The organism is Paenibacillus sp. FSL P4-0184 (genome assembly GCF_038004625.1).
Lineage (GTDB): Bacteria > Bacillota > Bacilli > Paenibacillales > Paenibacillaceae > Paenibacillus_AQ.
In genome coordinates, this window is the sequence record NZ_JBBORN010000001.1 from 3,438,259 (window position 1) to 3,457,683 (window position 19,425).

Genomic DNA, 19,425 nt, shown 5'->3' on the forward strand with positions numbered 1-19,425 from the left:
ATGTTTAAATTTAATGATGAAAAAGGGCAATTGAAATGTTCTTTTTGCGGCAAATCACAAGAGCAGGTTCGTAAGCTTGTAGCAGGACCGGGCGTTTATATATGTGACGAATGTATCGAGCTTTGCACGGAAATCGTGGAAGAAGAGCTCGGTCATGAGGAAGAGCTTGATCTGAAGGATATTCCGAAACCAAAGGAAATCCGCGATATTTTGGATCAATATGTAATCGGTCAAGAGCAAGCCAAGAAATCGCTGTCTGTTGCGGTTTACAATCACTATAAGCGTGTGAATAGCCAAAGCAAAATCGAAGATGTTGAACTGACGAAGAGTAATATTCTTTTGCTCGGTCCAACAGGTTCGGGTAAAACTTTGCTCGCACAGACGATGGCGAAGATTATCAACGTTCCGTTTGCGATTGCAGATGCTACTTCCCTAACGGAAGCTGGTTATGTCGGCGAGGATGTTGAGAACATTCTGCTTAAGCTGATTCAAGCGGCAGATTATGATGTGGAGAAAGCCGAACGCGGCATTATCTATATTGATGAGATTGATAAAGTGGCACGTAAATCCGAGAACCCGTCCATTACTCGTGACGTATCCGGTGAAGGTGTACAGCAGGCACTTCTGAAGATTCTCGAAGGAACGGTTGCTTCCGTACCTCCACAAGGTGGTCGTAAGCATCCTCATCAAGAGTTTATTCAAATTGATACGACGAACATCTTGTTCATCGTGGGCGGTGCCTTTGACGGTCTGGAGCAAATGATTAAACGCCGTATCGGTAAAAAAGTCATTGGCTTCAACGCAGCGGTTGAAGGACAAAAGGATCTCAAGCCTGGCGAATATTTGTCGATGGTATTGCCTGAAGACTTGCTCAAATTCGGATTAATCCCTGAATTTGTAGGCCGTCTACCGGTCATCTCGACTTTGGAGCCGCTTGATGAGAATACGCTGGTGCGTATCCTTTCCGAGCCTAAGAATGCACTCACGAAACAATACATCAAGCTGCTGGAAATGGATAACGTAGCGCTGAAGTTCGAACCGTTGGCACTCGAAGCGATTGCCAAGGAAGCGATCAAACGCAATACGGGAGCCCGTGGACTGCGCGCGATTATTGAGAGCATCATGCTTGATGTGATGTATGAAGTTCCTTCACGCGATGATATTAAGGATTGTGTGATCACGGAGCAGGTCGTTCAAGAGAAGGCTTTGCCTGAATTGAACCTTAAGAAAGACAAAAAGAAAGAGGAAAGCGCGTAAGTCGCTTGCCTTAACAATACATGTCACTGTCTCCACCTTTCTTCCGCTTATCCCGCTTCACTAGCGGTTGCGAAGGGGTGGAGCTTTGGCGTTATGGGGGAGAAAAATCATGTTCTTGAGACACCAAACCCGTCCTGTCAATGTTGGCGGGCTCATTATTGGGGGAAACAACGAGGTTGCGATTCAAAGCATGTGTACAACCAAAACAGCTGATGTGGAGGCTACTGTAGCCGAAATTTTACGGCTTGAGGAAGCAGGCTGCCAACTGGTACGCGTTACTGTCAACAATGAAGAGGCAGCCGCCGCGATTAAGGAGATCAAGAAGCAGATTCATATCCCACTCGTAGCGGATATTCATTTTAACTATAAGCTCGCGCTGATGGCTATTGAGAACGGCATCGATAAAGTACGGATTAATCCGGGCAATATCGGTCGTCGGGAGAAAGTAGAAGCAGTAGTTAAAGCGTGTAAAGAAAAAGGAATTCCGATTCGGATTGGTGTAAACGCCGGTTCTTTGGAGAATCATCTCTTGGAGAAATACGGATATCCGACTCCAGAAGCTATGGTAGAAAGCGCACTGTATCATATTGGGATTTTGGAAGAGCTGGATTTCCACGACATTATCGTTTCCTTAAAAGCATCCGATGTGCCAATGGCCATCGAAGCTTATCGTCAGGCTGCGGAAGTTATTCCTTATCCGCTGCACCTCGGGATTACAGAATCCGGCACCTTGTTTGCCGGTACAGTAAAAAGCTCCGCGGGTATCGGTGCACTGCTCTCTATGGGCATCGGCAGCACCCTGCGTATCTCGCTTAGCGCTGATCCAGTGGAAGAAGTTAAGGTGGCACGCGAGCTGCTGAAGACCTTCGGTCTGATCTCTAACGCGGCAACACTCATTTCTTGTCCGACTTGCGGACGACTTGATATAGATCTCTTCTCCATCGCTAATGAGGTGGAAGAATACATTTCGAAGCTTAAGGTGCCTATTAAAGTATCCGTGCTCGGCTGCGCCGTTAATGGTCCTGGTGAGGCGCGTGAAGCGGATATTGGTATTGCTGGTGCCCGTGGGGAAGGTTTGTTGTTCCGTTACGGTCAGATGATTCGTAAGGTGCCTGAAGCGGAACTCGTGAACGAGCTGAAGAAGGAAATCGATGCGATTGTTGTAGCGTATGAGGAAACTGGTGAAATCCCAGGTCGCGCTCATGCTAATCTTGCACCTCCGGTGCAATCAAAGTAATTTGGTCTTTTACGAATTAATGATTCAATTCATAATAAGTGGCGAAGAACGCCCTGTTACACCCCGGTATATCTGGTGGTGGGAACGGGGCGTTTTTTTTGCGTGGAATTAATGATTAAGGGGGGACATTGAATGCATTATGAACAAGCCCATGAAGCATTTATTGAGAAACATCTAGCAAACAGGAATGGGGAACGACGAGGAAGGCTAGAGAGAGGGCATCGTCATGCCGAAGAAATGTTTTTACAGAATGTATGGTGGCCGCTTCGTGGGGATTTCAATGATCTACATCCGGAGTATGAGGTGCTGGATTGGCGCGGACGATCTTATTTCGCGGATTATGCTTTTTTGCCGGGGCCTATCAAGCTCTTGTTCGAGATCAAAGGGTATGCTGCGCATGTGAGGGACATGGACAGGCTGAAGTATTGTAATGAGCTAAATCGTGAGACGTTTCTATACGGAATGGGTTACCAAGTAATTTCATTTGCCTATGACGATGTGGAACAGCGTCCTGAGCTATGCATTACACTGCTGCGTGTGGTGCTAAGTCGTTACTTAATTGTAGATGCACCGCATGGAAAATTACTATTTGCTGAGAAGGAAATTATGCGATTAGTGGTTCGCCAAGCAGGGACAGTTCGTCCCAAAGATGTAGCAGAGTATGTTGCTTTGGACCCCAAAACGGTACGTTTGATGTTGATGAAGTTGTGCGAAAAGGGCTGGTTGAAGCCTGTGAGAAGAGGGAATGGTGTTAGAAATGTTGGGTATGAGTTAGCTCGAGATATTCTTTTTTACTGGGATTGATGGTAAGTAGAGGAGGTATCAAGAGGAGAGAAAGGCACTTTTTCAAAAATAGCTATGGTTGCATGCTTGTTATAGGGAAAATGTCCCTGTAAATAGAGCAATCTTGTTAAAAAAGAGAGTTTATACGGAAAAGTTCCCTATAAATTAACGATAATCATCCGTTTTAGCGTGAAATCAATGGATTATAGGGAGAATTTCCTTGTATATAACTTATTAGGACTCGTCACCTCCAACTACGGGGAGTTTTTCCCTATAATTCTTGGAGGGGGTCGTACAACAATTCAACAAATCCTCAATTGTGCGTTTACTAATTACCGAAACGGCTATACTACCTAATAGTAGCCAAAGGTGGAAAGGTAGACTGAACGAAACAGGAGGATGACCTATGGAATTAAGTATAGTTGTGATGATCGTGCAGCTCTTTTTCGCGCTGGTTATCGGCGTATACTTTTGGAATCTGCTGCGGGGTCAGAAGACAAACAAGACGGCGGTAGACCGAGAGTCGCGTAAGGAACTGGATAAACTACGGAAAATGCGTATGATTTCACTAACCAAACCATTGTCGGAGAAAACTAGGCCGGCTTCTATTGGAGATATTGTTGGGCAAAAAGATGGGCTCCGCGCCCTGAAGGCCGCACTATGTAGTGCTAATCCGCAGCATGTGATTATTTATGGTCCGCCAGGAGTCGGCAAGACTGCAGCGGCGCGCGTGGTCATGGAAGAGGCGAAAAAAAATGTCCTTTCCCCTTTTAAAAGTGACGCCAAATTCACTGAAATTGATGCGACGACCGCTCGTTTTGATGAGCGTGGTATTGCCGACCCGTTAATCGGATCGGTACATGATCCTATTTATCAAGGTGCTGGAGCCATGGGCGTAGCAGGTGTGCCGCAGCCAAAGCCCGGAGCGGTGACGAAGGCGCATGGCGGGATTCTTTTTCTGGATGAGATCGGTGAGCTTCACCCCATTCAGATGAATAAGCTGCTAAAGGTGCTGGAGGACCGGAAGGTTCTGCTAGAGAGCGCGTATTATAATTCGGAGGACAATAATACTCCGGCTTATATTCATGATATTTTTCAAAATGGCTTACCCGCTGATTTCCGGTTAGTAGGCGCGACTACGCGTTCCCCGGATGAGATTTCTCCCGCGCTGCGTTCACGCTGCATGGAGATTTATTTCCGTCCGCTATTGCCGGATGAGATTGCAGTCATCGCGCGTGACGCGATACAGAAGATCGGACTGAAGCCAAGCCCTGAAGCAGTTACTGTTGTGCAGCAATATGCAACAAATGGCCGGGAGGCAGTCAATATGATTCAGCTCGCAGCTGGATTAGCGTTAACGGAGCAGAGAGATACGCTAAGTGCTGCTGATGTAGAATGGGTGGCAGGCAGTAGCCAGCTTCCACTTCGAACAGAGCGCAAGATTCCTTCCGCGCCGCAGATTGGATTGGTTAACGGACTTGCAGTGTATGGGCCGGGAATGGGTACCTTGCTTGAGATCGAAGTATCCGCAGCACCTGCGCAGAACGGTCAAGGTAGACTGCACGTAACCGGAGTGGTGGATGAGGAAGAGATCGGTGGAGGTTCTCGCACGATTCGGAGAAAGAGCATGGCTAAAGGCTCCGTTGAGAACGTATTGACCGTACTGCGTACCATGAATCTGGAACCAGACCGTTATGATCTGCATGTGAACTTTCCAGGTGGAACACCCATTGACGGACCCTCAGCAGGGGTTGCGATGGCAGTTGCTATCGTCTCCGCCATTCGTGGTCTTCCCGTGGATAATACCGTAGCAATCACTGGTGAGATAGGCATACATGGGCGTGTGAAGCCTGTTGGTGGTGTAATTGCGAAGGTGGAGGCTGCTTTTCAGGCAGGAGCTACTACGGTGCTTATTCCAAAAGAAAACTGGCAGTCCCTATTCGCTGACCTCGCCCCACTACGCGTCATTCCAATGGAAACGGTGGAGGAAGTATTCCGTCATCTGTTTGGCGCCGATACAGCAGATGTAAGGCTTCCAGCAGTAGCTGGAGAGCTATTCTCAGCAGCACCTTCACTTTTGAAGGCCGATGCCGCTGGCGAGTCTGCAAAGGGTTGAGCTTAAATTATTACCTAAAATGTAAGCTAGGGTGTGTTATGGTTTCGATAAGTAAATCGTGACTTGCCACTGTGAAATAAAGGGAGCCGCAGGCGTGTCTGCTGCTTCCTTTTTTAAAGTATAGATTCACACTTTCCATAATCCTTACATTTCTTTGAGAAACGTTGCCGTTTTTTAAGGATAATAAGGTTGTTTATTCTTAAATTGCAAGTACTTTGTTGGTGTTTTGGGGCTGCTTTTGTTAGAATGAATTCATATGAGATTAATTGAGAGCCATGGGAGGTGCGAAAGCGATGATGACAAATAAAACAAAAGGTCGTCGTTTTCCTTTATTACCGCTAAGAGGTCTTCTTGTGTACCCAAGCATGGTTCTTCACTTGGATGTGGGCCGTGAGAAGTCAGTTCGGGCACTAGAAAAAGCTATGGTTGAAGATAATTTAATTCTTCTGTGTTCACAGTCGGAAGTGAATATTGAAGAGCCTGGTCAGGACGATATTTTTCGGGTCGGCACCGTCGCGAATGTGCGGCAAATGCTGAAGCTACCAAACGGTACGATTCGTGTACTGGTTGAGGGTGTAGAACGAGCCGAAATTATTAATTATATCGATAATGATGAGTATTATGAGGTTATGGCGCGCGAGCTACCAGAAGAGGAAGATGGCGATCAAGAGTGTGATGCGCTGATGCGTACAGTACTTAATCAGTTCGAACACTATATAACGTTATCCAAAAAAGTGACACCAGAGACATTGGCTGCTGTATCCGATATTGAGGAGCCGGGTCGTCTTGCGGATGTCATTACGAGTCATTTATCGCTAAAGATTAAGGATAAGCAAGAAATTCTAGAGACTATTGATGTTAGTAAACGGCTAGAGAAGCTTCTTGATATTCTTAATAATGAGCGTGAAGTGCTGGAGCTTGAACGCAAGATCAATCAACGTGTGAAGAAGCAGATGGAGAAGACGCAGAAGGAATATTATTTGCGCGAGCAAATGAAAGCGATCCAGAAAGAACTCGGCGAGAAGGAAGGCCGGGTGGGAGAAGCGGAAGAGCTGCGGAATCTAATGGAAGAGAAGAATTTGCCGGAACGCGTAAAAGAGAAGATGGAGAAGGAAATCGATCGTCTGGAAAAAATGCCAGTGAGCTCAGCAGAAGGTGGCGTAATTCGCAATTATGTGGATTGGCTGCTGGGTCTTCCTTGGAATGAACAGACAGAAGATGACCTTGACATCAAGAAGGCAGAACAGGTACTCGATGAGGACCACTATGGTTTGGAAAAACCAAAAGAACGGGTATTGGAGTATTTAGCGGTTCAGCAGTTGGTGAAGAAGCTAAAAGGTCCGATCCTATGTCTTGTAGGGCCTCCAGGTGTGGGCAAAACCTCACTCGCTCGTTCCATCGCCCGTTCACTCAATCGTAAGTTCGTTCGCATTTCGCTTGGCGGTGTGCGTGATGAAGCGGAAATTCGTGGTCATCGCCGGACTTATGTGGGTGCGATGCCAGGCCGAATCATTCAAGGGATGAAGACAGCGGGAACGATTAATCCGGTTATCCTGCTAGATGAGATTGATAAAATGGCTGCAGATTTCCGTGGCGACCCATCCTCAGCATTGCTTGAGGTACTGGACCCAGAACAGAATAATACGTTCAGTGACCATTTCGTCGAGTTGCCGTTTGATTTATCGAACGTTATGTTTGTTACAACAGCGAATGTAGTGCATAACATTCCGCGTCCACTACTCGATCGGATGGAAATGTTATTCATTCCGGGTTATACGGAACTGGAGAAATTGCAGATCGGTAGCCGTTATCTTTTGCCGAAGCAGAAGAAGAACCATGGTCTTGCAGAAGATCAGCTGATCATCGAAGACGACAGTTTATTGCGTATCGTGCGCGAATATACTCGTGAATCCGGTGTGCGTAATTTGGAGCAGCAGATTGCAGCGTTATGCCGCAAAGCCGCGAAACAGATTGTGTCTAAGGAAAAAGAAAGTGTAGTCATTCTGCCGGATGACATCAAGGATTACTTAGGTGTATCGAAATACCGTTACGGTATGGCGGAGCTTGAAGATCAGATTGGCACAGTAACTGGACTGGCCTGGACTGAGGTTGGTGGCGATACGCTGCTGATCGAAGTGACTGTTGTGCAGGGAACGGGCAAGCTGACACTTACTGGACAACTGGGCGATGTAATGAAGGAGTCGGCGCAGGCCGCTTTCAGTTATACACGTTCGAAGGCGGAGGAGCTGGGGCTCCAGCCCGATTTTTATGAGAAGATTGATATTCATATCCATATTCCTGAAGGTGCGATTCCGAAGGATGGCCCGTCTGCAGGGATTACGATTGCTACCGCTTTGATTTCTGCACTCACGAAGCGTTATGTTTCGAAAGATGTGGCTATGACCGGTGAGATCACCCTACGTGGACGTGTATTGCCGATCGGTGGACTGAAAGAAAAGTCTTTAGCTGCACACCGTGCTGGATATAAAAAGATCCTTCTTCCCAAAGACAATGAACGTGATCTGAAAGAAATTCCAGAGAGCGTACGCAATGATGTGGAGTTCATACCAGTATCTAACATGGATCAGGTCTTGCATCATGCGTTAGTTGAGCATCATAATGAAATTAGCAGTGAGCCACCGAGTAGTGTGCATTAGAAAGGAAGTCCTATGAAAGTTAATATTGCCGAATTTATAATCAGTGCCGTTGGCCCTGATCAATACCCTGATGATGCTTTGCCAGAGGTTGCTCTGGCAGGGCGCTCCAATGTAGGGAAGTCATCCCTCATTAACCGAATGATTAACCGCAAGAATCTGGCTCGGACAAGCTCCACTCCAGGTAAGACCCAGCATATGAACTATTACCGTATCAATGAAGACAGCATGTATTTTGTTGACTTTCCAGGTTACGGATATGCTAAAGTGTCGAAGACGCAACGTGCAACATGGGGCAAGATGGTGGAAAAATATCTATCTGAGCGCGATACGTTGAAGCTTGTTCTGCTCATCGTGGATCTGCGTCATCCGCCGACCAGCAATGATAAGATGATGTTCGACTGGTTGAAGCATTATGATCTTCCTATGTGTGTAGTAGCGACTAAGGCGGATAAGATTCCGAAGACTCGCTGGCAAAAGCATATCAAGATCATGAAGCAGGAGCTTGGCGTGCTGCCAGGGGATAATTTCATTCCATTCTCTTCAGAGATTGGCCTTGGTAAAGAAGAACTTTGGGGATTGATCGATGGGTATGTTCTCTCCTCTCCAGATTCTGAAAATGCTGAAATAGATGGAAATGAACCTCAGCAAGAGGAACCTACTGAAGCATAAGACAAGAACTCATTTACAATCAAGCAACCATTCCATCTGGGAATGGTTGTATTTTTTTGTCGTAAAACTAAATTTTCTATGTGAAGGGACCGATAGATAACATATGAAAGATATCCATTGCCACATCTTACCCTTTATGGATGACGGAGCTACTGATTGGGAATCCGCTCTCGCCATGGCGCAAGACGCCTATAGGGACGGGATTACATCCGTCATTGCCACACCACATCACGCCAACGGTCAATATATGAATAACTCCGCTAGTATAAGAGAAGCAGTGGATCTGATGAATGAGAAACTTCGTCAGCATGGCAATCCACTGCTTGTTCTTCCAGGTCAGGAAATCAGAGTGTACGGAGATTTACTGGATGATCTGGAGCGGGGGCAACTGCTAAGTCTTGCAGACTCGCGGTATATTTTGCTAGAAATGCCTTCTTCACGAGTCCCACGCAACATGGAAGAAATCTGTCACGAGTTGATCATTCAAGGGTTCGTTCCGGTCATCGCCCATCCGGAGCGTAATGCTGAAGTAGCTGCCGATCCTTCTAAGTTAGAAAGATTGATAGAGCTGGGATCACTTGGTCAGGTAACCGCACAAAGTCTTGCAGGCGTCTTCGGGAATAAACTTCAGAAGCTATCCCTGGAGTTATGTCGTAGAAATGCAGTACATGTGTTGGCCTCTGATGCACATGACAGTGTTCATCGTCCTTTTGGATTAAATGCTGCTTATGTGGTTTTAGAGAAAGAATTAGGTCCTGGGATGCGCGACTATATGCGCGAGAACTCTCAGCAAATTGTGGCAAATGGAGAGGTTATTCGTGGTAATCACGTACAAAAAAGGGGGAATCGACACAAATTGTTTGGCATTTTTTCCCGAAAGGGCTGACTAATCTACCTAATAGTGGTAGAATGGGTTTTATTGGGTGAATCGTGATATACGTAATAGTGTAGACATAAGGTGAAATAGTCTAGGACTATAGTAACAAAAGGAATTTAAATACATATAAAGAGGTGGATATTTAGTGACTTTGAAAAAGAAACTAGTAGTATCAACATTGGCAGTTAGCATGGCAGCGGTTGCAGTAGCAGGGCTTCCGCTTAGCAGCAAAGGATTGGCAGCTCAGTTTGGAATCGTTGGAACAGCATCTGCTGCGACTAACGTGGATTTTGCAAGCTTGAAGGAGCGTGCAACGAAGCTTTATAGCACGCTTAGTGATGCAGATAAACAGACGCTTCGTGATTTCCGTACTGAGCTTCAAGGTCTTTCACGTGAGCAACTGGAAAAAGATTTCGCGCCTGTTTTGGCTCAAATTGAGCTTAGCGATGCAGAAAAAACTACATTGTTTGATCTCTATTTAGAAGTAGTATCATCTATCTATACTCCGGATTTATCCGCAGTGACAGATATTCTGAAGTCCCCAAATTATGAGGCTTATCAAACACTACTGAAGAAGATCGGTAAACAAGCTGGTATTACAGATCTTTCCGTTGAAGAAGTTTACAGCTTCATCTTTGGTTCAAACGGTGTTGAACAGAAACTAATCAACCTACTAAAAGGAAAATCCGAAACGGATCTAATTGATCTTATTGCTCATCCGAACAGTGAACTCGCGAATAAAGTGAAGGCTATTGTTCTCGACAGCACCATTGGTACTGCGAACTATTCCTTGAGAGCGTCTCTTGCAGAACTTAAAATTACTAAAGATATGATTGCAGCAACCAAGAATAACGTTGAATCAACACTCATTAATGAAAAAGCAGCCGCGCTAGTTCTGGCGAAAGCTTACTATAATGCCTATCTTAAATCATCTACAACTACACCGACTAATCCTAGCACTCCAGGTTCCGGTTCCATAACGACTCCGCCTGTACTAACTGTGGATCAGAAATTGGCAGCTGCAGCTACTTATGATGTATCTAAACTGGTACAAGTAGTAGATGGTAAAGCAACTGTGAAATTGGTAGATACCGATACAATCAATGCATTGGCTAATCTTGCTGCTGCAGCTAAAGCTGCTGGTAAAGAAGGTACTGCCCTTACGCTGACATTGAATCTTGGTACGATCACTGCGCCTACTGTTGAAGTTCCGTTGTCCAAAGCTATTGTTGAAGCAGCTAAGACGAATGGCATTGCGAATATCGCAGTAACCTTTAATGGAGTAACCGTAACAATTCCTGTAAGTCAGTTCAGCACAGCAATCTCGTTGTCTGTAACAACTGCTAAACCAGAAGTCGTGACTTCCGTTACGCAATTGAAATTGGCTTCGGATGTATACGAGTTCGGACTCAGTGTGGATGGTGTAGCGACTAGCACATTCAAACAACCAATCACCATTAAACTTCCGCTTAAGAATACTGATGGTCTTGATAAAGAATTGCTGTCCGTAGCGAAGCTTGTATACGGCAGCCTGCAATTCCAAGGTGGAGTGCTTAATGGAGAGTTCATCGTAGAACCACGTGATACTTTCTCATCCTATGCAGTGCTTGAGAATAAAGTAAACTTTACGGATATTGCTAGTGTACAAGCATGGGCTGGCAAACAAATTCAAGTCGTAGCTGCAAAAGGCGCGATTGAAGGCGTAGGCGAAGGTAAATTCGCACCGAAGAGCAATGTAACTCGTGCAGAGTTCGCTAAAATGCTGATTCGTGCGCTTAACCTGGAGAACAACTCAGCTGTACAAAGCTTTAGCGATGTAAGCTCAACTGCTTGGTATGCACCATATGTAGCAGTTGCAGCAGAAAAAGGAATCATTACTGGCCGCAGTGCGGCTAAGTTCGATCCTAATGCAACCATCACACGTGCAGAGATGGCAACAATGATCGCCCGCGCAGTGAAATCTATCAATCCGGCTGCAACAACGAATGTAACGGCAATTAGCCAATTCTCCGATGCTGCTAAGATCAGCGCATCTTTGAGAGATGGCGTAGCATTCGCAGCAGATCATAACTTGGTTATCGGAAATGCTGGTAAGTTCAACCCGAACGATACGGCAACTCGTGCTGAAGCAGCAGTAATTATCTACCGTACCATTAACTTCAAGTAAGTAAATTTAAAAGTATAGTATACAGCCTCCTCTCATGTAGGTGAGAGGAGGCAATTTTTTGCCAATAGGGAAGTGCTGTAATATAGTAACGAAATATTTCAGAAATAGCTTGGAGGTAATTACACTTGTCATCACAAGAATTGGATCTTCGCGATTATTTTCAGATCGTCAGGAAGAGACTATGGCTGATTGTTAGCATAGTTGTTTTGGTGTGCGGTGTTGCTGGTGTGTACAGTCTGTATATTAAGAATCCGGTGTATGAAGCATCCACTAAGATTATCGTTAACCAGACACCGACTCAATCGGCAGCAGCGCAGCTTGATTTAAACCAGATTAATACTAATATTCAATTGATTAATACGTATAAGGAAATTATTAAGACTCCAGCCATCCTTGATATTGTTACGAGAGATTATCCGCAGTTCGATATTACTGCAGAAGAGCTGTTGAAAAAGGTTAATGTGAGCTCTGTCAATAATACGCAGGTGATGACACTTGTCGTTCGAGATAATTCGTATCAGCGAGCCGCTGAAATCGTGAATGCCATTTCACTTGTATTCAAGGATGAGATTCCTAACCTATTTAATGTGGAGAACGTATCGATTCTGAATGAGGCCAAAGTGAATCCACTTAACGAGCCAGGACCCGTAGAACCGAATGTCTTAATGAATATGGCTATAGCTTTCATCGTTTCCTTGATGATTGGTTTAGGGATTGCTTTCTTGCTGGAATACATGGACGATACGCTGAAGACTGAAGCCGATATTGAGAAATATCTTGGTCTACCAACGATAGCGATGATTACAAGATTGGGTTCAGAAGAAAGCAAACAAGGCGCAACACAGGCACAGACGCAAACATCCAGAAAGGCGGGCGAACTCGAACATGTCACAGCTGCCAAATAAACAAAGACATCTGATTACCGTTACGAACCCTCGCTCCCCTGTATCTGAAGCGTTTCGCGCGCTACGCACGAATATTGATTTTTCCTCTGTGGATGAGACTATTCAAGTAATCATGGTAACTTCGTCCGGACCGGAGGAAGGTAAATCAACAGTTTCTGCTAATTTAGCTGCGGCTTACGCACAGGCAGATAAGAAGGTATTGTTGATTGACGGTGATTTGCGAAAACCGACAGCACATAAGACTTTTTCGCTTAGTAACCGATTTGGGCTATCTTCACTACTGTCGCAGCAGGCGGTTCTTGAGGATACTGTCCAAGATTCTGGTGTTTCCAATCTTTCCATTATGACCTCAGGACCGATTCCTCCAAACCCAGCAGAAATGATGGCTTCTAATCGGATGAGTACTCTTTTGCAGGACTTGCGCCAGCGTTATGATGTCATTCTTATTGATACTCCACCGTTATTGGCGGTTACAGACGCACAGATCATGGCTTCCAAGAGTGATGGTGTCATTATGGTTGTCAGCTATGGCAAGGTAAAGCGGGATATTGCTGTAAAAGCTAAAGCTAACCTCGATCGTGTAGGTGCAAAAATGCTTGGCGTGGTTCTCAATAATGTAAAACGTAAAGCCAGCGAAGGTTACTATTACTACTACTATGGAAATTGATTTGTTCTTTAACAATAATGTTGTTTTTGGAGGCACTGAAAATGACAGCGAAATCTAGAGTGATTCTTTTATTCTTCATTGATCTTGCGATCATTTGGTTCAGTATTGTGACATCTTATTTGTTTCGGTACCCTAACCATGCTCTTCAGGAATACGTTGTACAGATGCTGCAATTTGGTGTGATTGCAACATTTGCATTCGGTGGAAGCCTGATATACTTCGGTCTTTACCGAAGAATGTGGCAATATGCCAGTATCGGTGAGATTATATCGGTTTCTAAAGCTATTGTAGTAGGGTCTTTATTTTCATTTGCACTGGCGTATCTAATTTTGCCGGATAGAGTACCTCTTGCCATAGAAGTTCGGTCGATGGAGACTATTCTTTTATTAGTAGGTGGAGTTCGATTTTTGTGGAGAGTACTTCATAATGATCGAATCAATTACAAAGACACTAAGACCCATACACTAATTGTAGGTGCAGGCGATTGTGGAATATTAATTGCCAGGGAAATGATGGGACCTTCTTTCGCTCATACGAAGCTAGTAGGTTTCATTGATGATAGTATCAATAAATATCATTTGTCTATATTGGGTGTGCCAGTGTTGGGCAATCGTTACGCGATTCCCGCTATTGTGAAAGAACGGGAAATTCATGAGATTATTATCGCCATGCCTTCCGTTTCACGTACTGAAATCTCTGAAATTATTAATCTGGCGAAGAAGACAGGGGCTAAACTTAAGATTATACCGGCGCTTAACGATCTGATCGCGGGAAAAATATCAGTGAAGAAATTGCGAGATGTTAGCGTTGAAGATTTACTAGGTCGTGAACCGATTATAGCAGATTTGAACAGTATTCTAGGATATGTACACCACAAGACTGTGTTAGTTACGGGGGCTGGTGGATCTATTGGTTCAGAGCTATGTCGGCAGATTGCCCCATTTGGTCCCGACAAGCTAATGTTGCTTGGACATGGAGAGAACAGCATTTATATGATTGAAATGGAGCTTCGTAAGAAGTTTCCGGATCTGAATATTGTTACGGTAATCGCGGATGTACAGGACCGCAGTCGGATGATGGACATATTCAGCAGCCATAAGCCACATGTTGTCTTTCATGCGGCAGCACATAAACACGTCCCATTGATGGAGCGGAACCCTTCAGAAGCCATTAAGAATAATGTCTTCGGAACAAGGAATGTTGCGGATTGTGCAGATAAATATGGTGCGGAGAGATTTGTAATGATCTCCTCGGATAAAGCGGTTAACCCAACGAGTGTGATGGGTGCAACTAAGCGTATTGCTGAAATGTATGTGCAAAGTCTGCATACCACAAGTAGAACGAAGTTCTCAGCCGTGCGTTTTGGGAACGTGCTTGGCAGTCGTGGAAGTGTAATCCCGGCCTTTAAAGAGCAGATTGCTGCTGGTGGACCAGTCACTGTTACTCATCCAGAAATGGTCCGTTATTTTATGACGATTCCAGAAGCTGTTCAGCTTGTAATCCAGTCGGGTTCTTTTGCCAAAGGTGGCGAAGTGTTCATTCTGGATATGGGAGAACCAGTAAAGATTCTAACGTTAGCAGAAGATTTAATTACACTCTCTGGTTATGAACCTTATAGGGATATTGATATTCAGTTCTCCGGTATTCGTGAGGGCGAGAAGTTATATGAAGAACTATTAACAGATGAAGAGAATTTAGGCTCTACAGATCATGGGAGAATCTTTATCGGTAGACCTAGTGTGATAAGTCTGAATCAGCTAGAACTGGAATTCAAACGATTGGATCGAGTTCTTGCTGAAGAACCAGAAGTTATACGTGAAGTGATTAATCAGATTGTACCCATGCAGCCCGTTGCCCAAGTTGCTATCAGCTAATTTATTCATAAAGGGGGATACGTAAATGTTCAACAAACGATGGAAAAAGATCCTTTTATGGACGCTGTCAATCATTGTAGTTCTAGGTGTTGGTGGTCTGTTCGCTGCTAATTATGCTGTGGATAAGCTGATGAATTCAATGGCAGATGGTTTTGATCTGGAGTCTGAGGATCAAGTTAGTGGTGGGCAAGATCAAGGAACTGCACCTGAAGATACAGTAGCAGATGATAAGGTCGAACCTGTAGCTTCTGCAACACCTGCTCCATCAACAGATGATAAGGGAAGCAAAGATACTGGAGAAACTGGAAAAGATACAACAGCTTCTACTACTAGTGAACCTACGAAAGCTCCATCAACAGATCAAAAAGATACCTCTTCAGATGGATATACGGCACAGGTTTCAACAGATAAAGCTAAAGAAATTCAAGAGAATGTAACGATGAAGGATAAAGCAGATGTAGCTGCTATTGTACTCGGTCAACTAAGTGTATCTGATATCAATCGACTAAAAGATTTGGCCAAAGGTGGCTTAACCATTGACGAGAAGCGGGAAGCACGCAGTATCATCCTCGGTAAAGTATCCGAAGAACAGTACAATGAGCTTTCACAGGTTGCTAAGAAGTACGGTGTGAGTCAAGGGAAGACACGTGATCAAATTCTTAAAGAAGAAGAGCAATTAAAAGCGAAAGAAAAGGGAAGTGAATAAGTATGTCTAAAGCAACGCTACCAGTCATAGCTCTATCGTTAATAGCTTCAATAGGGTTAGCACCCTTAACGGCATCCGCTCCTATTTCCGTATCAGCAGCAGCGGTACCAAATGCAACAACTAAGGCGGCAACAGCCACGGTTAAAGTACAAAGTATGAACGTGAATATGATTTTTGATGGAGCAAGTATTGGGACTCCTGCAGGTCAATATGTATTCATGTACAACAATACAACTTATGTTCCATTACGCTTTATGTCATATGCATTGCAAAAGAGTGTAGCTTGGGATGCTAAAAACGTTAAGGTTACTGTAGCAGAGCCTAGTAGCTCTGAGCTAGTAGTGATTAAAGAGTATCTAATGAATGCAACCAACGGGAATAGTGCTTCAGCAGTATCTAAGAATCTTGTACTCAACCAAGTGAAGGCAAGTTATGTATTTAACGGTGCAACCAAGGCATTACCAACGGGGCAATCCAGCTTTATCTTGAATGGCTCCTTATATGTGCCTCTACGTTTTTTATCGGAATCTGTAGGTCATAACATTAGCTGGGATCAGAAGACGAAAACCATTACTGCCGCTTCTAAGGCGTATCAAGAGCAAGGTGGCAATAATAGTTCGACTGGTAACAATGGGAAGGACCCATCTCCAGTAGTGACACCTGCACCAACGGATTCAACTGGTGCAGCTGGTGTTGGTACTGCGGGTACTGGAAAGGTTTCTTATGAAACCATTACTAGTGAAACGGAAGCCAAACTTACTGCACTCAAAGATCAAAGCCAATCGACATTAATGAGTATTGCTTTAGAATATCTCGGGGCAAAAGATGAAGCGAGTAAAAAGAGTATTAAGGCTAAAGGTGTACAACAACTTTCAGCGTTTACTGCTAGCTTCAATAGTATAGTTGCAGACACTGAACAAAAACTGAACAATAATGGATATAGCACAGCAATCATTAGTCAATATAGAAGTGAATTTGAATCGCAGCTTCAGTTGGGTAAAGATTTGGCTGAGGGGATGGCGAATTAATAATTCGCTATTTCTTAATATACTTTACAGCAGAGTTTTAGAGATAGAAAGATGGTTCTAGTGTATAAAGGGGTTTTACTAAGATGCAAACTGAGCTGAAAAAAAGTATAAATACAGACTTACAACAGTCTAATGAGAAGGGTATATATAGAAGATTTATTAAGAGGCCAATGGATTTTTTGTTGTCCTTAATTGCAATAATTGTTCTGAGTCCTATTTTTGTAGCTGTTGCTATTTTGGTAAGGATAAAGCTTGGCGGTCCAGTGATTTTCAAACAAAAAAGACCTGGGCTTAATGAAGAAATTTTTACAATGTACAAATTTAGAACTATGACTGATGAAAAGGATTCGAATGGTCATCTTCTACCGGATAATATAAGACTAACCAAATTTGGAATTTTTTTAAGATCTACGTCATTGGATGAATTGCCAGAGCTTTTTAATATTCTCAAAGGGGATATGTCAATAATAGGGCCCAGGCCCTTATTAGTTAGTTATTTACCTCTTTATAATGAACATCAAAAACGTCGTCATGAGGTTAGACCAGGGTTATCAGGGTTAGCTCAGGTTAACGGAAGGAATTCTATAAGTTGGGATGAAAAATTTAATCTGGATATCGAGTATATAGACAAAATAAGTTTTATTGGAGATTGGTTATATATCTTTTTAACCTTTAAGAAGGTTGTTGTTAGAGAAGGTATTAGTTCAGAGACGACAGCAACGATGGATCCATTTATCGGAAGCAGGGAGTTTACTTCTGAATAGAATTTCGTTTATAAGGAGTTTGCAGCTTAATGAAGGATTTAATTATAGTGGGTGCGGGTGGTTTTGGAAGAGAATTATTGCAATGGATTAAAGATATAAATAAGGTTAATAAAACATGGACAATAAAGGGATTCATTGATGATAATTCTAATGCTTTAGCCGATTTACAATGCGATTACGAAGTTATTGGCAGTATTAAGGAATGGGAACCTAATTATAACGAGATTTATGCTTGTGCCATTGCAAACCCAGGAATAAAAGAAAATATTGTAGCTTTATTAAAATCAAAAGGAGCTTCATTTGAAAGTATAATTCATCCCAAAGCTATAATTGGAGATCATAATAGAATTGGGGAAGGGCTAATTGCTTATCCTAATTCCTGTATTACAGCTAATGTTGTGATTGGGGATTTTGTAACGCTACTTTCTTCAGGTATAGGCCATGATGCAAAAGTTGGTGATTATTCTACTATTTCTTCCTATTGTGATATAACGGGTGGAGTGAAAATTGGAAAGAGAGTGTTTTTGGGAAGTCACGTAACAATAGTACCAGGTAGAAAAATTGGCGATGATGCATTTCTTGGAGCCGGAAGTGTAGTCGTTACACATATAAAAGAAAAAACTAAAGTAATGGGGAATCCAGCGAAAAAGATATTATTTTAATAGTACGCTTTTATATATGTTGATATATCTGAAGGATGTGAATTAATGAATATAGGAATTAAAGCTATCGAATATGTCCTTCCTGAAAAAGAATTATCAAATGATGATCTGGCGGAGATATACGATGACTGGACAGCTGAGAAAATTCTCATTAAAACAGGCATAGCAAAACGTCACGTAGTTTTAGAAGAAGAATGTGCATCCGATTTAGCAGAAAAAGCAGCTAATAAAATATTTGAATCTGGAGTCATTACTCCAAAGGATGTTGATTTTATTATATTTGCAACTCAAAGTCCGGATTATCAATTACCAACAACAGCTTGTATATTACAGGATAAATTAGGTATTCCTAAAACAGCAGGAGCTTTTGATTTCAATTTGGGATGTTCTGCTTATATATATGGGTTGGCGATGGCTAAGAGCTTCATATATATGGGGATAGCTAAAAATGTATTGTTACTCACAGCGGAAACATATTCAAAATACATACATCCTTTAGATAAGAGTACACGAACTATATTTGGTGATGCAGGTGCTGCAACTGTAGTGTGTGAGAATGGACATCACATAGGTGAATTTGATTTGGGGACTGATGGAAGTGGGAAAAATGCATTAATTATTCCTTCTGGTGGATCTAGATTGCCACGTTCAGAAGTAACAGCAATAGAAAAAGAGGACAACGGATCAATACGTTCAATGGATAACTTGTATATGGATGGTGCAGAGGTATTTAATTTTACAATTGAGGCGGTCCCACAAAGTGTTGGGAATATTCTGGAAAAGCATAATTTGAATTTAAGTGATATTGATTTGTTTGTTTTTCATCAGGCAAATAAGTTCATGTTGGATTTCTTGAGGAAGAAGTTAAAGATAGATAAGGAAAAGTTCTACATTAATATAGAAGATATCGGGAACACCGTATCAGCAACCATTCCGATTGCATTGAAACGTGCTGAGGAAGAAGGAAGGTTGAATAAAGGTAATAAAGTATTGATCACTGGTTTTGGTGTAGGTCTTTCTTGGGGCAGTACAATAATTACCTGGTAAGGGAGGCAG

At 43.3% G+C, this 19,425-nt stretch carries 16 protein-coding genes; all 16 read left to right on the top strand.

Annotated features, from left to right (window positions below):
* The 16 genes from clpX (at window position 1) to MKY52_RS15050 (ending at window position 19,416) form a co-directional block, all read left to right on the top strand.
* A complete protein-coding gene (clpX, locus tag MKY52_RS14975; RefSeq protein ID WP_042130648.1) occupies window positions 1-1,257 on the top strand; it encodes an ATP-dependent protease ATP-binding subunit ClpX in 1,257 nt (418 codons plus the stop codon).
* 109 nt (window positions 1,258-1,366) lie between these two features.
* Entirely contained in the window at window positions 1,367-2,494 is a 1,128-nt protein-coding gene (gene ispG, locus MKY52_RS14980; RefSeq protein WP_060621818.1) for a flavodoxin-dependent (E)-4-hydroxy-3-methylbut-2-enyl-diphosphate synthase, read from the top strand.
* A 132-nt stretch (window positions 2,495-2,626) separates the two neighbouring features.
* The gene (locus tag MKY52_RS14985; protein WP_341052081.1) at window positions 2,627-3,298 is read left to right on the top strand and encodes a BlaI/MecI/CopY family transcriptional regulator; all 672 of its coding nucleotides are present in this window, start codon (window positions 2,627-2,629) and stop codon (window positions 3,296-3,298) included.
* 385 nt (window positions 3,299-3,683) lie between these two features.
* Window positions 3,684-5,393: an ATP-dependent protease LonB gene (lonB, locus tag MKY52_RS14990; RefSeq protein ID WP_341052083.1), complete on the top strand. Its 1,710-nt coding sequence runs from the start codon at window positions 3,684-3,686 to the stop codon at window positions 5,391-5,393.
* 293 nt (window positions 5,394-5,686) lie between these two features.
* Window positions 5,687-8,050 carry an endopeptidase La gene (gene lon, locus MKY52_RS14995; RefSeq protein ID WP_341052085.1) on the top strand — a complete coding sequence of 788 codons (2,364 nt, stop codon included), beginning with the start codon at window positions 5,687-5,689 and terminating at the stop codon, window positions 8,048-8,050.
* Window positions 8,051-8,062: 12 nt separating this feature from the next.
* Window positions 8,063-8,719, top strand: coding sequence for a ribosome biogenesis GTP-binding protein YihA/YsxC (gene yihA, locus MKY52_RS15000; protein WP_341052086.1), 657 nt, complete (start codon window positions 8,063-8,065; stop codon window positions 8,717-8,719).
* Between the two features lie 103 nt (window positions 8,720-8,822).
* Window positions 8,823-9,605, top strand: coding sequence for a tyrosine-protein phosphatase (locus MKY52_RS15005; protein WP_340972545.1), 783 nt, complete (start codon window positions 8,823-8,825; stop codon window positions 9,603-9,605).
* Window positions 9,606-9,741: 136 nt separating this feature from the next.
* Complete coding sequence (locus MKY52_RS15010) at window positions 9,742-11,763, top strand: S-layer homology domain-containing protein (RefSeq protein WP_341052088.1); 2,022 nt, start codon at window positions 9,742-9,744, stop codon at window positions 11,761-11,763.
* Between the two features lie 125 nt (window positions 11,764-11,888).
* Window positions 11,889-12,668 (top strand): YveK family protein, encoded by a 780-nt coding sequence (locus MKY52_RS15015; RefSeq protein ID WP_341052091.1) that lies wholly within the window; start codon window positions 11,889-11,891, stop codon window positions 12,666-12,668.
* Window positions 12,649-13,335, top strand: a complete 687-nt coding sequence (locus tag MKY52_RS15020) for a CpsD/CapB family tyrosine-protein kinase (protein WP_042191248.1) — start codon at window positions 12,649-12,651, stop codon at window positions 13,333-13,335. The genes MKY52_RS15015 and MKY52_RS15020 overlap by 20 nt, the downstream gene beginning before the upstream one ends.
* A 41-nt stretch (window positions 13,336-13,376) precedes the next feature.
* Window positions 13,377-15,209, top strand: coding sequence for a polysaccharide biosynthesis protein (locus MKY52_RS15025; protein WP_341052092.1), 1,833 nt, complete (start codon window positions 13,377-13,379; stop codon window positions 15,207-15,209).
* 25 nt (window positions 15,210-15,234) lie between these two features.
* A complete protein-coding gene (locus MKY52_RS15030) occupies window positions 15,235-15,915 on the top strand; it encodes a hypothetical protein (protein WP_341052093.1) in 681 nt (226 codons plus the stop codon).
* 2 nt (window positions 15,916-15,917) lie between these two features.
* A complete protein-coding gene (locus tag MKY52_RS15035) occupies window positions 15,918-16,943 on the top strand; it encodes a copper amine oxidase N-terminal domain-containing protein (protein WP_341052096.1) in 1,026 nt (341 codons plus the stop codon).
* Between the two features lie 83 nt (window positions 16,944-17,026).
* Window positions 17,027-17,707, top strand: a complete 681-nt coding sequence (locus MKY52_RS15040) for a sugar transferase (protein ID WP_341052098.1) — start codon at window positions 17,027-17,029, stop codon at window positions 17,705-17,707.
* Window positions 17,708-17,736: 29 nt separating this feature from the next.
* Window positions 17,737-18,369, top strand: a complete 633-nt coding sequence (locus MKY52_RS15045; RefSeq protein WP_341052100.1) for an acetyltransferase — start codon at window positions 17,737-17,739, stop codon at window positions 18,367-18,369.
* A gap of 45 nt (window positions 18,370-18,414) precedes the next feature.
* A complete protein-coding gene (locus MKY52_RS15050; protein WP_340972522.1) occupies window positions 18,415-19,416 on the top strand; it encodes a 3-oxoacyl-ACP synthase III family protein in 1,002 nt (333 codons plus the stop codon).
* Window positions 19,417-19,425: the final 9 nt, after the last annotated feature.